Here is a 14,408-nt window from a genome sequence, read left to right as displayed (position 1 = left end):
ACACTATGAAATTCTCCATTGATAGGGATGCCCTATTAAAGCCGTTGCAATTGGTGTGTGGTGCGGTAGAAAGACGCCATAATTTGCCCATTTTGTCTAACCTCCTTGTAGAAGTAAGTGGTCACTCACTTAAGCTGACTGGTACAGATTTAGAAGTTGAACTGGTGGGCCAAGCTGTGGTTCACGGTGATATTGAAGAAGGTCGTACTACGGTTCCGGCTAAAAAGCTGCTCGATATTGTTAAATCTTTGCCAGAACAAAGCGAACTGAAAGTCGAACAACAAGATAATAAATGGTTGCTGCGTTCGGGCCGTAGCCGTTTTTCCTTAGCGACCTTGCCCGCAGAAGAATATCCTAACGTTGAAGCCTTCCAAGCTGAGATTGAATTTAGCTTAAAGCAGGGCGTATTGAAGTCGATTATCGACTCAACGCAATTTTCTATGGCTAACCAAGATGTGCGTTATTACCTCAACGGTTTATTGTTTGAAACTGAAGGTAACGTATTGCGCGCTATTGCGACCGACGGCCACCGTTTAGCCTTAAGCCACCGCACGATTGAAGCACTATTACCTGAAAAACAAGTCATTGTTCCGCGCAAAGGCGTAATGGAAATGGCGCGTTTATTGGAGTCGGACGATCTCGATATTGCGATTGCCATTGGTGATAATGCCATTCGTGCCACTACGGCTAACACTGTATTTACCAGTAAATTAGTTGATGGCCGCTTCCCTGATTATCGCCGTGTATTGCCAAAGGGCGGTGATAAAATCGTGATTGCGAGTCGTAATCACCTGAAGCAAGCGCTGACCCGTGCATCGATTTTATCGAACGAAAAATTCCGTGGTGTGCGTATTCAACTCGAAAATGGTTTGCTCAAGATCACCGCTAACAATCCTGAACAGGAGGAGGCGGAAGAGATCATCGATGTGGAATATAACAACCAAGCCTTAGAAATTGGTTTTAACGTCAGTTATTTGCTCGACGTGCTCAACAACCTAAAGTCCGATGATGTGCGTATTACGCTCATTGATGGTAACTCCAGCGCCTTAATCGAAAACCATTTGGAAGAAGATTCCATGTATGTGGTTATGCCGATGCGCTTATAAACCATCGACTTTTACGTTACCCGTGTCTGTAGCTCAGTCTCCGATAGCTATGCCGCTTAATTGCGGCACAGTGTTTAATACGCAGCATTGGCCATTCCTTCACTCATTTACCGATAGCCTTAGCCTGTGGCAGCGATTGAGTTGCCTGTTAAGTGTTATGAATCCTTGCCTTCGCCGTTTACGCGGCTTAATGAGTAATGCATGAGCCTGACCCGTCTCAATATCGAAGCGTTTCGCAACATTCAGTCCGCACAGTTAATCCCTGCACCTGGGATTAACGTGATTTATGGCCAAAATGGCAGTGGCAAAACCAGTATTCTTGAGGCGATATATTTCCTCGGTATGGGGCGTTCGTTTCGCAGCCATTTATCCCAGCGAGTGATTAATAACGACGACGATAAGTTAACCCTGTTTGCGACCTTAAATTTAGCGCGCGGTGACAGTAAAATCGGTTTACGCCGATTTCGCAGTGGTGAGACTGAAGTAAGAATCGATGGTGAAAAAGTCAAACGTCTGTCGACTTTAGCCGAAACCTTACCTATCCAAGTGATCACGCCTGAAAGCTTTTCGCTGCTGTTTGAAGGCCCAAAATCACGTCGACAATTTATCGATTGGGGCGCATTTCATGCTGACCCACAGTTTTATGGCGCTTGGACGAATGTTCGCCGCGTTCTTAAACAAAGAAATCAATTGCTTAGGAATGGTTCAGCTTATAGCCATATTCAATTTTGGGACCAAGAGTTTGTGCGTTATGCCGAGCAGGTTACTGAAATACGAAACCATTATGTAGACTCGTTAAATGAGCTACTTAAGGGTATAATCGGGGAGTTTTTACCGAGTGTAGATGTGAAGGTTTCATTTACCCGCGGCTGGGATAGTAAAACGGATTTTGCAGAACTACTCGAAAACCAATATTCCAGAGATTTGGCCACAGGTCATACCGTCAGCGGTCCCCATAAAGCTGACCTTAGACTTCGTGTAGGCACTTTGCCGGCGCAGGATGCCCTGTCCCGTGGTCAATTGAAATTATTAGTCTGTGCACTGCGTATTGCACAGGGAAAGTTGCTCAAACAACAAATAGATAAACACAGTATTTATCTTGTGGATGATCTTCCATCCGAGTTGGATGCACAGCATAGGCAGCTATTGCTAAAGCAGTTAGTGGATACAGGTGCACAAGTGTTTGTCACTGCCATTGAGCCTGCAGCAATAGTCGATTCGTTACACACACCTCCCAGTAGGATGTTTCATGTGGAACAGGGACGTGTAACGGTAATTGAATAACCATTGAGAGAATAATATGTCAGAGAATAGTTACGATTCTTCGAGTATTAAGGTCCTTAAGGGCCTTGATGCAGTACGTAAGAGACCTGGGATGTATATTGGTGACACCGACGACGGTACGGGTCTACATCATATGGTGTTCGAAGTAGTCGATAACTCTATCGATGAAGCCTTAGCCGGCCACTGCAGCGATATTACCATTACTATCCATGTCGATGGTTCGGTTTCTGTTAAAGATGACGGCCGTGGTATTCCGGTTTCTATCCATGAGGAAGAAGGCGTATCGGCTGCTGAAGTTATCATGACGGTATTGCATGCCGGTGGTAAGTTCGACGATAACTCTTATAAAGTGTCTGGCGGCCTCCACGGCGTGGGGGTCTCGGTTGTAAACGCTTTATCTAAAAAGCTGCAAATGACTATTCGCCGTGCGGGCAAAGTGTACGAGCAGTTTTATACCCACGGTGTGCCTGATGCGCCAATCAAAGAGATTGGTGATGCGACTAAAACCGGTACTGAAATCCGTTTTTGGCCAAGTGAAGATACCTTCAGCGATGTTGAGTTTCACTTTGAAATTTTGGCAAAACGCGTACGTGAACTGTCATTCCTGAACTCAGGCGTCGGTATTCGTTTAGTTGATGAACGTGACAACAAGAATGAATTCTTCAAATACGAAGGCGGTATTAGCGCATTCGTTGATTATTTGAACCGTAATAAAACTCCCGTCAATAAAGACGTATTCCACTTTATGCAAGAGCGTGAGGATGGTATTACCGTTGAAGTGGCGATGCAGTGGAATGATGGTTATCAAGAAAATATTTTCTGTTTTACCAACAATATTCCACAGCGTGATGGTGGTACTCACCTAGCGGGTTTCCGTGGCGCCTTAACGCGTAACTTAAACAACTACATGGAAAACGAAGGCTATAACAAGAAAGGCAAAACTAACGCGACAGGCGATGACGCCCGTGAAGGTTTGACCGCCGTTATCTCTGTTAAAGTGCCCGATCCTAAGTTCAGCTCACAAACTAAAGATAAGTTAGTTTCGAGTGAAGTGAAATCTGCGGTTGAACAAACCATGGGTGAGAAGCTGAACGATTATCTGCTGGAAAACCCAGCCGATGCTAAGTTGATTGTCGGTAAAATTGTCGATGCGGCCCGTGCCCGTGAAGCGGCGCGTAAAGCCCGTGAAATGACTCGTCGTAAAGGCGCGCTCGATTTAGGTGGTTTGCCAGGTAAGCTGGCCGATTGCCAAGAGAAGGACCCTGGTCTTTCCGAAATTTACATAGTGGAAGGTGACTCTGCTGGCGGTAGCGCTAAGCAGGGACGTAACCGTAAGAACCAAGCGATTCTGCCACTGAAAGGTAAAATTCTAAACGTTGAGAAGGCACGCTTCGATAAGATGTTGTCTTCTCAAGAAGTGGCCACACTGATCACGGCGCTTGGCTGTGGTATTGGTCGTGACGAATACAATCCAGATAAGACGCGTTATCACAACATCATCATCATGACGGATGCTGACGTCGACGGCTCGCACATTCGTACCTTGCTGTTGACCTTCTTCTTCCGTCAAATGCCTGAATTGATTGAACGTGGTTATGTGTATATTGCTCAGCCACCACTATTTAAAGTGAAAAAGGGCAAGCAAGAACAGTATTTGAAAGACGAGCCTGCATTGACTCAATATCTTACGACTCAAGCATTGGATGGCACTATTGTGTACCCAACGCAAGGTGCGATTGGTATGTCAGGTGAGCCGTTAGAGCGTTTAGTGACTCAGTATCGTGAAGTGGAAGCGATTGTTGCCCGTTTAGAGCAACGCTACCCAACGCACATTACTAACCGTATGCTTTACCACCCAATGATCACCAACGAGATGTTGGCCGATGAAGGCAAGATGAAAGAGTGGATCGATGCCTTTATCCATGAGCTGGTGGAAATGGAAAGCAGTGGCGTACTGTATTCTGCTGAGCCGATTCTCGATCCTGAGCGTAAAGTGTATTTGCCTAAGATCACTATTCGTAAACACGGTATCGATACTAACTATCTGTTTACTTATGACTTCTTCCAATCAAGTGACTATCAACGCATCGGCAAGTTAGGTGCGGCGTTAGATGGCATGATTGAAGAAGGCGGTTATGTGCAACGCGGCGAACGTGTGAAAGAAGTCGGCAGCTTCCTTGAAGCGCTAGATTGGACGATTTCTGAAGCCAAACGCGGCTTATACATTCAACGTTATAAAGGATTGGGTGAGATGAACCCTGAGCAATTGTGGGAAACTACAATGGATCCTGAATCACGCCGTATGTTGCAAGTCACGATTGATGACGCCGTGGGTGCCGATCAATTGTTCACTTGTTTGATGGGTGACCAAGTTGAACCTCGCCGTGAGTTTATCGAAGCGAACGCATTGAACGTGGCTAACTTAGACGTGTAGTGCTAGATGCGCAATGCGTGTTAGTACGTGAATGATTAAGGGAAAGCCAAGGCTTTCCCTTTTTTATTTCTATGATTTATCTCTTCTATCGATCAATACCCGCTTCATCAGCTGCAACAATTTCAGTCTCAGCTTTAGCCGCACTCATCCACGCCTGCATTTCCGGACAGCTGATCACATGCTGCATATAGGCACTGCTTGCCTGCGAGACTTCAACACCGTAGGTGAGAAAGCGCATGACCACAGGGGCAAACATCATGTCGGCAATCGACCATTGGCCAAATAACCAAGTACCTTCCGCATGTGATGGGGCGAACTCGGCCATTTGTGCTGACCAAATCGCATCGATGCGCTCAATGTCTTTGCGGACCGCATCAGTGAGCTCAACATAACGGCTCGCGCGTATGTTCATTGGTAGAGCGTTACGCACGGCATTAAAGCCAGAATGCATTTCACTGGCAATCGATCTAGCCTTGGCTTTTTGTTTAGGATCTTGCGGCCATGCACTACCGGCAAGATAGGTGTCGTTGAGGTATTCGCAAATCGAGAGTGAATCCCATACCGTGATATCGCCATCGACTAATGTCGGTACTTTTAACGTCGGCGAAATGATTTTTAGTTGCTGATAAAAGCTGTCGGTATCGAGTTGCAGTAATACTTCGTTGAACTGCACGCCAGATTTCGCGGCCATTAACCAAGCCCGCAGTGACCAGCTAGAGTAGTTTTTATTGCCAATATAAAGATCCATTGTTTGTCCTTGAGTGAAATGCCGAGTGTTTCTGCAAAGCTACTATATGGGCTCATTTCACCTATGACTAATGAATATTTTACCCTTTCTACATCCGCTAATACGCGTCATTTCTCTTGAGCTTTCGAATCACTTTTATTGAATTTAAACCACTCACCGCATTGGGATAATTTAAGCATATCTTAATTACTTCGTTCGATGGAACTCGTCGGGATGAAGACTAACTGATGAGAACTGTGGATGTGGCTGCGAGTGATCTATCCGGCGAGCGTGCTGATATTAATGTTACCAGCTGTGGTAAACGCCGATGAGGCTAATAAGTTATTGAACATGTGTAAGGCCTGCCATGGCGAGTCTGGCGTGAGTCGTTTTGAGCATATTCCTAACATTGGATGGCAAAACTCGGATTACCTGTTGAAGCAGCTTCGAGCCTTTAAGACGGGAAATCGCCAAGATCCCACTATGACTAAAGTCGCCCAATTGTTGAGCGAGGCTGATATGCAGCAGATGGCGGATTACTTTTACCTCGGAAAGGACAAATAACATGGATCTTAATCGTCGGATTTTTATTAAAGGAGCGGGAGCGACGTCTGTGTTATCAGCTTTACCCGTTAAGTGGGTATTTGCCGATCAGCTTCCCGCAGCCGTTACTCCTCTGGATATATCAGCATTAACATGGACTAAGGCTGAGGACTTGCCGAGTTACTTCAAAGTGTTAAACACTCATCCACTGAATGCGTTTCCGCCTGAGCATAAACTTGCTCCTGCTGTGACACCAGCAGATGCCTCATTTATCCGCTGGAATGGCATAGTTCCTGATTTTAAGGCGCTGGATGCTAAGACTTGGACTTTTAAAGTGGATGGCGAGTCCGTTGCTACCCCGAAAACCTACACAATCGATGAGCTAAAGCGCCGCTTTAAGCATTACACATTACAGTTACTGATTGAATGTGGTGGCAATAGCCGTTCAGGCTTCTTTCCTAGTACGAAAGGCAATCAATGGAATAATGCTGGGGTATTTTGCTCCGAGTGGACGGGTGTCTTGGTGAGCGACGTGCTTAAGGATTGCGGTATTAAAGCCGATGCTATTTACACGGGTCATCACGGTGTTGATCGGCATTTGAGCGGTAAAGGTGAGGCGATTTCACGCGGTGTGCCAATAAAGGCGGCGCTCGAAGAGCTTGGACTCATTGCATGGTCGATGAACGGTGAGGACATTCCTTATCTACATGGATATCCCTTGCGTATTGTTTTTGGTGGCCGGCCGGGATCCGTTTCGCAAAAAGCCGCGACGGGGATCAGTGTGCGCAATAAAGTGCATGATGGACATAAAATGGAAGCGCCAGCATATCAACTCCCTAAGTATCCCATAGCGCCAGGTGAGTCCGTTGACAATAAGGACTACCGAATCATTGAAGAAATGATAGTGAAGTCCTTGATTATCGAGCCTCAATCCGGAACCGAATTAGCTGTGGGTCAGAAGATAGCCATCGCAGGCCATGCTTGGGCGGGATTGCGGGAAGTCGTTAAAGTGGAAGTGAGTTATGACTATGGAACCCGCTGGTTTACCGCTGAGTTAGAAAAACCTAAAAACGTAGCGGCATGGCAGCAGTGGAAGATTGAATTGCAATTACCGTCGCAGGGATATTATGAAATCTGGGCCAAAGCGACCGATAGTGAAGGTGATAGTCAGCCTGTCGTACAACCGCAATGGAATCCTAAGGGATATATGTTTAATGGTTGCCATCGTATTGCCGTTAGAGTGGTGTAATGAGAGTACTGAACAAGCTATTTATTTTTCTTGGGCTAGTGGCATCCAGTATTTCGCTAGCCGCTGAGTATCCAGTGGACCCTAAATCGGGTTTGATCATGGCTCCTGGCTGGGAGTTAGTGAATTATCAGTGTAATGCTTGCCATACCAGCATGATAGTCGTGCAAAATCATGGCGATAAAGCCTTTTGGAAAGAGACTCTGCAGTGGATGGTTGACACTCAAGGCCTGTGGGACTTGTCGGATACTTGGGAGCCAACCTTGAGTTATCTAAGCACTTATTATGGCCAAGTTGAAATGGATATGACGCTTTTTAGGCGTATTCCCTTAGAACCTAGCCTGCAGCCTGCGCTAGTTAAACCTTTCCCTAAGGAGCCAAAATGAAAGCAATTATCATAAGTTTGATTGCGCTATGTGGCTTATCCACAGAGGTCTTTGGAGAGGTTTATCAAGCAGATATAGAGCAAGGTCAGGCGTTGGCTACGGCTCAGTGTGAGTCGTGTCATGGTAATGCAGTGATCGCTATGGCCAAGCAATTCCCAAACTTGAAGGGACAGAAATTTGCTTACCTCAATAAACAGCTCGTCGATTTTAAAGCAGGTTTACGACTCGATTCTTTGATGCAAGCACAGGTCAGCGCGTTAAGCTCTGAGCAATTGCAAGATGTGGCGCTGTTTTATAGCCAGCAAGTTACACCAAACCTAAGTGCGAATTAGCATTATTGTGGGGGGACAATTTGAATGAAGTCGAATGCGGCTTGCTAGGAATGCGGGATGATGCTTCTTGGCCGCTATGATTAAGCGGCTCGTTAACCTAGACTGCGTTGTAAGCGATAGAAGTAGTCATGCCATTCCGCTTGTGCCGTTGCCGCTTGTTCATCGTCAACTAATTCGAATTTAACTGTTTGTCCTGGGCGAGTTTGCGCGAGTTTCCACAGATCGGCTTCAATAATCACGGCGATTTGAGGATGACTGCTGGTGGTTTGCGCATCGGCAAGGAGCACGAGTGGTTGCCCTGAAGCGGACACTTGAACCACTCCGGGCGTGACTGTGTGTGATTGCACAGGGAATGGCTTCGCCAATGTTAACGTATCACCTTTGAGTATTGCACTCGCACGATCACTTTCAGCTGAAAGTTGCCACTGTGTTTGCCAGAATGTTTGCTGAGATTTCAATGAGAAGGCTTGAGTGTGCTTGGTCGCGAGTGCGCGAATATGCCCATCCCAACTTTTTTGAATTGCGCCAACTTGCCTTCTTAGTGGATGAGCTGAACCTAAGGTCAGTCGATCGCCCGCTTCTAATGCGCGGCCATGAAATCCACCGATACCTGAGGTTAAATCGGTAGCGGCAGAATTCATCACTAGCGGTACTTTAACGCCGCCATCAACGGCAATATAAGCACGCATGCCTTTATTTCCCCCTCTAAGACTGAGTTTTTGCCCTGCCTTAATGGAGTAACGCCAGCCGCAAACTATGGGCTTATTGTCTATACGAGCATCGAAATCGGCACCGGTTAAGGCAATCCAAGCGTCGCGTTTAAACAAAAAAATCGATTGGCCAAAGGTTAATTCCAATACGGGTGTATTGTCTGGGTTTGATAATAGGCGGTTTGCTAAACACAGGGCTGGTCTATCTAAGGCGCCAGCTTGGGTTACACCTAAATGTCTATATCCCATGCGTCCGAGATCTTGAACTGTGGTTAGTGCACCCGCTTTTATTACCTCGATCATCAAATATTCCGTCGTTAGCTGGCGAGTATGTCGTGAATGACTTAAAGGGAGACGAAATACGTATCACTTTATGAAGGGTGGACATATTGTCAGCTAAATGCTGCAAGAATGTAAGTTTTTTGAGGTTTCAAGTTGTAACCAAGATTGTCTTTATAAAGGCAGCAATAGCGGGATTGTAGACATCAGAAATGAATTGAATATGTTACACTTAAGCGAGCCATTAGCATGTCTGTAACGTGTTTATGTATCGCTTAAGCTTGATCAAAATGGATTTGAGATGGGCAATATTTAACTGACTTTTTAACAATTATCTATAATGACAGGTTGATGCTTCTTGATTAAATCACTTTTTAATAAGCTGTTTAATATTCGTGATTCGGCGACGGTAGAGAGACCCAAAAGTTTTTCAACGACGGACTTAGGTAAGTCGTTTGAACCTGCGCGAAAGCCAGCTAAACCTCTCGAAGATATTAGCGTGGTATCTGTTGATTTATCTGCTCTCTTTTATAGTTTGTTATTTCCGACACGGGTTAAGGACACTGGCGGCGTAGCCAATAATCTTGAACGTCGAGTCATGGCGGAGATAGAGCAGGCCTTGGCATCACCACAAGTGATCGCCGAGAAAGTGTTAAAGCTACCGTCAAAAGTATTGGAATTAGATCGTAAACTGGCCGATCCACAATTTGATATTAAGGACCTATTAGCGCTCATCGAGCAAGATCCTTTACTGAGTATTGAGGTGCTTAAGTTATGTAATTCCCCTGCATTTAAACGTAGCGATAGGGATATCACCAGTTTGCAGCAGGCTTTGGTACAGCTTGGTCGTGAACAGTTGAGAAAGTTTGTTACCACTTGTCTAGTGCGTGAAATGTTGGATATCAAGCCAATCTATTTCCGTCGTTTTGGGGCTGAAATTTGGCGCCATTCGATGCAGGTTGCTTTTCTTGCCAGTGAGTTAAGCGATGAAGATCAAGATACGGCTTTTTTATTGGGCTTATTACACGATGTCGGCAAGTTGGCCATTTTTAAAATGCTTCTCGATGCATTTGTACAGGCAGAGCCGGGAGAACAGCCTAATTCTGGTTTATTTAGACAAGTGATGACGACGAAATCGTTAGCCTTAAGTTCATTGCTCGCTAAGCATTGGCAGTTACCCAATACCTTTGAAACAGAATTAGACAAGCTTGCCAGTGTGAACTCGCGCCCGCAAGCTGGGCTAGCTGCTGTGGTATGGCGGGCGAATGTGATCAGCGAGATTTCTATGCTGCATCAAGCAGGGCAATTGTCCCCTGAGATTCTGGCGAATTTACTGCAGCAAGTTAACTTAGATCAAACACAATTTGATGGCTTACATCAAAAACTACTGCAGTTTTGATTAGGCCATGTAATACGTTGGATATAAGAAATCAGGGCAATAAAAAACGCGCTATTGAGCGCGTTTTTTATAAATCGATAATTTTAAAAGCTTTAGTATCATTATTGCAGTAGTGATATATCCGCGACGTGCAGGAACTGCTCGCGTAGATTATTCAACAATGCTAAGCGATTGTTTTTCAACGCTTCATCATCTACCATGACCATCACATCTTCGAAGAACTGATCCACGCTTTCACGTAGGCCAGCTAACAAGGTTAAGGCTTGTTGGTAATCGGCATTGGCAAACAAAGGTGCCAGCAGTGGTTGCAGCTCGTTCAACTTGGCCGCTAATGCTTGCTCTGCGGCTTCAGTTAACAGACTCGCATTGATCGTTGTCGGTAAAGCACCTTCAACCTTAGCCAGAATGTTGGATACTCGTTTGTTCGCTGCCGCAAGGGCGCTAGAAGCTTCTAGGCTTCTAAAGTGTGATACCGCATTGATACGGCTATCAAAATCAGCAGGGCGTGTTGGGCGACGTGCTAGCACGGCTAAGATCACATCAACACCAATACCTTTATCTTGATACCAAGCACGGAAACGAGCCATTAAGAATTCAAGCACTTCCTCTGCTGCGTTTGCGTTGCTTAAGTTAGTACCGTGGAGTTCCTGAGCCTTAGCAATCAGGGTTACTAAATCCAGTGGCAGTTTGTTCTCAACGATAATACGTAGCACGCCAATCGCCGCGCGGCGTAGGGCAAAGGGATCGGCTGCGCCTTTTGGTGCTTGGCCAATACCAAAGATGCCGACTAAAGTATCGAGCTTATCTGCTAATGCGACTGCGCAAGATACGCCTGCATTAGGCACAGTATCGCCAGAGAACTTAGGCTTGTATTGCTCTTCCATCGCAACAGCAACAGCTTCAGTTTCACCATCGAGGCGGGCGTAATGCATGCCCATAGTGCCTTGAGTATCGGTAAATTCCATCACCATATTGGTCATCAAATCGGTTTTAGATAACAAACCAGCACGGGCTGCATCAACCGCATTCGCGCCAGTTTGCTCAGCAATAAAGGCGGCTAGGGCAGAGATACGAGTCACTTTGTCTTTTAATGTACCGAGTTGCTGTTGGAACAGGACGGTTTCTAAGCTAGGTAAACGTGATTCCAGCGTGTGTTTTTTATCGGTATTAAAAAAGAATTCTGCGTCGGCAAGACGTGGACGAACGACTTTCTCGTTGCCAGAGATAATTTGCGCAGGATCTTTAGATTCTATGTTGGTCACAAAGATAAAGTTTGGCAGTAACTTGCCCGCGTCATCAAAAACTGGGAAGTATTTTTGATCGCCCTTCATGGTGTAGACCAAAGCTTCAGACGGTACGGCTAGGAATTTTTCTTCGAAGCTGGCGGTCAATACCACTGGCCATTCAACCAAAGAGGCGACTTCTTCAAGTAGGCTATCTTCGATATCGGCTGTGCCACCAATCTTAGCGGCGGCTTTTTCGGCATCGGCTTTGATTAATGCTTTACGGCTTTCGTAATCGGCGATGACTTTGCCTTTTTCTTTTAGGTCGGCAAGGTAGTGATCAGCATGGGCTAATTCAAACTGCTTGAGTCCCATAAAGCGGTGACCGCGAACAGTGCGTGCCGATTTGATACCCAGCAACTCACCTTCAATCAACTCGCTGCCTAACAACATAGTCGCTGTGTGCACTGGGCGAATAAATTGGGTTTTATTATTGCCCCAGCGCATTGGCTTAGGGATAGGCAATTTATCGAGTGCACGTTGAGCCATAGCAGCGATCAAACTTTTCGTTTCGACGCCTTCAACTTTAGCGTTATGGACTAACCATTCGCCTTTATCTGTGACTAAACGTTCGGCTTGTTCAACTGTAATACCATTACCACGTGCCCAACCTTCGGCAGCTTTCGTCGGCTTACCTTCTGCATCAAAGGCTGAACTCACGGCGGGGCCGCGTTTTTCAACCACTTTATCAGCTTGTGCAAGGGCCAGTTCGGTAACGTTAATTGCCAGACGACGTGGCGCTGCATACCAAACGGCTGAGCTAAAGGCTAAATCGGCTTTGGTGAGTTCTTCGGTAAAGTTAGCTAAAAAGGATTCAGCCAGTTTACGCAGTGACTTAGGTGGTAATTCTTCCGTGCCTAACTCTATGAGTAAGTTTTCAAAATTCATGTTTTTACCTCTACTTACACATTGGGAAGCCAAGCGCTTCGCGTGCCTGATAATAGGATTCAGCAACCGCTTTCGCCATAGTACGAACGCGCAGAATATAACGCTGACGTTCTGTCACTGAAATGGCGTGGCGGGCATCGAGTAAGTTGAAGGCGTGTGAGGCTTTCATCACTTGCTCGTAGGCGGGCAGAGGTAAAGGTTTTTCCAGTGACAATAAATGCTGACACATTTTTTCGCACTGATCGAACAGGGTGAACATAAAGTCCACATCGGCGTGCTCGAAGTTATAGGTCGATTGCTCGACTTCGTTTTGATGAAACACATCGCCATAGGTGATGCGCCCCAGCGGACCATCGGTCCAAACGAGATCATAAACACTATCAACACCTTGGATATACATAGCCAGACGTTCTAGGCCATAGGTGATTTCACCTGTGACTGGGCTGCATTCGATGCCGCCAACCTGTTGGAAGTAAGTAAACTGAGTTACTTCCATACCGTTAAGCCAGACTTCCCAGCCTAAGCCCCAAGCACCTAGTGTTGGTGATTCCCAGTTATCTTCCACAAAGCGGATATCGTGGATTTGAGTATCGATACCCAACGCTTGCAGTGAGCCTAAATACAGCTCTTGAATATTGTCAGGTGAAGGCTTCAACACGACTTGGAATTGGTAGTAGTGCTGCAGACGGTTAGGGTTTTCACCGTAACGACCGTCCGTAGGGCGGCGCGATGGCTGCACATAGGCACTGCTCATAGGTTCTGGCCCTAAAGAACGCAGGAAAGTTTGTGGGTGGAATGTTCCCGCGCCGACTTCCATATCTAGAGGTTGAACGATTGCACAGCCTTGCTGTGCCCAATATTCCTGCAGGGTGAGAATGAAACCCTGAAATGTTTTTACGTCGTGTTTTGTCGTCATGTCTACTTGTCTACTGCCGTCAGCCTGAATAGAAAATGGGTTCGATTATACCTTGTAGATATCTGCTTATGTAGGTTATTTTTTACCTTCTTAATTAAAACAATAAGGTTATATACCATGGAAGAGATCCGTTGTGGCTGGGTAAGTGATGATCCCTTGTATCGTGAGTATCATGACAAAGTGTGGGGGCGGCCGGTTTATGATCCTAAGGAGCTGTTTGCTAAGTTGTGTTTAGACGGTCAACAGGCCGGATTATCTTGGATTACGATCCTGAAGAAACAACAAAACTATGAGCAGGCCTTTGCCAATTTTGAACCAGAAGTGATTGCTGGCTTTGATGAGGCGAAAGTCGAGGAACTTATGTTGAATCCCGGCATAGTGCGCAATCGTTTGAAGGTGAACTCTATCATCAAGAATGCCAAAGGATATTTGGCCTATACTGCCGATGGGAAGGATTTCTCTGCATTTTTATGGAGCTTTGTTGGCGGTGAGCCCATAGTTAATCAGTTTACTGCTATGTCGCAGGTTCCAGCGCAAACGCCAGAATCTGAAGCCATGTCAAAATCCTTAAAGAAACTCGGATTTAATTTCGTCGGCCCAACAATTTGTTATGCCTTTATGCAGGCGGTGGGTATGGTGAATGACCACCTTGTAGAGTGTATTTCTTACCAGGCCTGTGTTGATTCCTGTGCCGGTCAGCATAACTGCGAACATCAGTAATCGCTCATCTTGCTGATGTGATGTAGGACAGTACTCATAGCAATATTTGAGTTCTTGTCCATATGCACAATAAACAATGCACAAAATGTAAAAAAGCATGTTCCACGTGGAACATGCTTTTATCTTCATTGGTGATATCTGGTTAATCCAAATAA

The 14,408-nt window shown here is 45.8% G+C and carries 13 protein-coding genes; 9 read left to right on the top strand and 4 right to left on the bottom strand.

Features of this window, described 5'->3' with window-relative positions; genetic code table 11:
* Window positions 1–5 precede the first annotated feature (5 nt).
* The 3 genes from dnaN to gyrB all read left to right on the top strand — a co-directional run bounded on the left by dnaN (window position 6) and on the right by gyrB (window position 4,824).
* Complete coding sequence (dnaN, locus tag Q4Q50_RS17825; protein WP_311891284.1) at window positions 6–1,106, top strand: DNA polymerase III subunit beta; 1,101 nt, start codon at window positions 6–8, stop codon at window positions 1,104–1,106.
* 201 nt (window positions 1,107–1,307) lie between these two features.
* Entirely contained in the window at window positions 1,308–2,390 is a 1,083-nt protein-coding gene (gene recF / locus Q4Q50_RS17820; protein ID WP_311900466.1) for a DNA replication/repair protein RecF, read from the top strand.
* A 16-nt stretch (window positions 2,391–2,406) separates the two neighbouring features.
* The gene (gyrB, locus tag Q4Q50_RS17815; protein WP_220776523.1) at window positions 2,407–4,824 is read left to right on the top strand and encodes a DNA topoisomerase (ATP-hydrolyzing) subunit B; all 2,418 of its coding nucleotides are present in this window, start codon (window positions 2,407–2,409) and stop codon (window positions 4,822–4,824) included.
* Window positions 4,825–4,909: 85 nt separating this feature from the next.
* On the opposite strand, the gene Q4Q50_RS17810 is transcribed toward gyrB, so the two are convergent.
* Complete coding sequence (locus Q4Q50_RS17810; protein ID WP_226060068.1) at window positions 4,910–5,572, bottom strand: glutathione S-transferase family protein; 663 nt, start codon at window positions 5,570–5,572, stop codon at window positions 4,910–4,912.
* Between the two features lie 240 nt (window positions 5,573–5,812).
* On the opposite strand from Q4Q50_RS17810, the gene Q4Q50_RS17805 reads away from it, so the two are divergent.
* Genes Q4Q50_RS17805 through Q4Q50_RS17790 form a run of 4 tightly spaced genes read left to right on the top strand, consistent with a single transcriptional unit; the run spans window position 5,813 to window position 8,058 of the window.
* A complete protein-coding gene (locus Q4Q50_RS17805) occupies window positions 5,813–6,115 on the top strand; it encodes a c-type cytochrome (protein ID WP_012586330.1) in 303 nt (100 codons plus the stop codon).
* Window position 6,116: 1 nt separating this feature from the next.
* Entirely contained in the window at window positions 6,117–7,343 is a 1,227-nt protein-coding gene (locus Q4Q50_RS17800) for a sulfite oxidase (RefSeq protein ID WP_311900465.1), read from the top strand.
* Entirely contained in the window at window positions 7,343–7,726 is a 384-nt protein-coding gene (locus Q4Q50_RS17795; RefSeq protein WP_311900464.1) for a cytochrome C, read from the top strand. The genes Q4Q50_RS17800 and Q4Q50_RS17795 overlap by 1 nt, the downstream gene beginning before the upstream one ends.
* Window positions 7,723–8,058 (top strand): c-type cytochrome, encoded by a 336-nt coding sequence (locus Q4Q50_RS17790; protein ID WP_311900463.1) that lies wholly within the window; start codon window positions 7,723–7,725, stop codon window positions 8,056–8,058. The genes Q4Q50_RS17795 and Q4Q50_RS17790 overlap by 4 nt, the downstream gene beginning before the upstream one ends.
* A 92-nt stretch (window positions 8,059–8,150) precedes the next feature.
* On the opposite strand, the gene Q4Q50_RS17785 is transcribed toward Q4Q50_RS17790, so the two are convergent.
* Window positions 8,151–9,071 carry a 5-oxoprolinase subunit C family protein gene (locus Q4Q50_RS17785; RefSeq protein WP_006084778.1) on the bottom strand — a complete coding sequence of 307 codons (921 nt, stop codon included), beginning with the start codon at window positions 9,069–9,071 and terminating at the stop codon, window positions 8,151–8,153.
* Window positions 9,072–9,405: 334 nt separating this feature from the next.
* Here Q4Q50_RS17785 and Q4Q50_RS17780 point away from each other — a divergent pair, with 334 nt between their 5' ends.
* Window positions 9,406–10,446, top strand: a complete 1,041-nt coding sequence (locus Q4Q50_RS17780) for an HDOD domain-containing protein (protein WP_311891278.1) — start codon at window positions 9,406–9,408, stop codon at window positions 10,444–10,446.
* 101 nt (window positions 10,447–10,547) lie between these two features.
* On the opposite strand, the gene glyS is transcribed toward Q4Q50_RS17780, so the two are convergent.
* Together glyS and glyQ are read right to left on the bottom strand one after the other, a co-directional pair.
* Window positions 10,548–12,617, bottom strand: coding sequence for a glycine--tRNA ligase subunit beta (glyS, locus tag Q4Q50_RS17775; protein WP_311900462.1), 2,070 nt, complete (start codon window positions 12,615–12,617; stop codon window positions 10,548–10,550).
* Between the two features lie 10 nt (window positions 12,618–12,627).
* Window positions 12,628–13,533: a glycine--tRNA ligase subunit alpha gene (gene glyQ / locus Q4Q50_RS17770; protein ID WP_219235734.1), complete on the bottom strand. Its 906-nt coding sequence runs from the start codon at window positions 13,531–13,533 to the stop codon at window positions 12,628–12,630.
* Window positions 13,534–13,650: 117 nt separating this feature from the next.
* Here glyQ and Q4Q50_RS17765 point away from each other — a divergent pair, with 117 nt between their 5' ends.
* On the top strand, window positions 13,651–14,253 hold the full coding sequence (locus Q4Q50_RS17765; RefSeq protein ID WP_311900461.1) for a DNA-3-methyladenine glycosylase I: 603 nt from the start codon (window positions 13,651–13,653) through the stop codon (window positions 14,251–14,253).
* Window positions 14,254–14,408 lie beyond the last annotated feature (155 nt).

Source organism: Shewanella scandinavica (assembly GCF_031932065.1).
In the GTDB taxonomy this organism is placed as follows: Bacteria; Pseudomonadota; Gammaproteobacteria; order Enterobacterales; family Shewanellaceae; genus Shewanella; species Shewanella baltica.
This window is presented reverse-complemented; position numbering and strand designations above follow the sequence as displayed.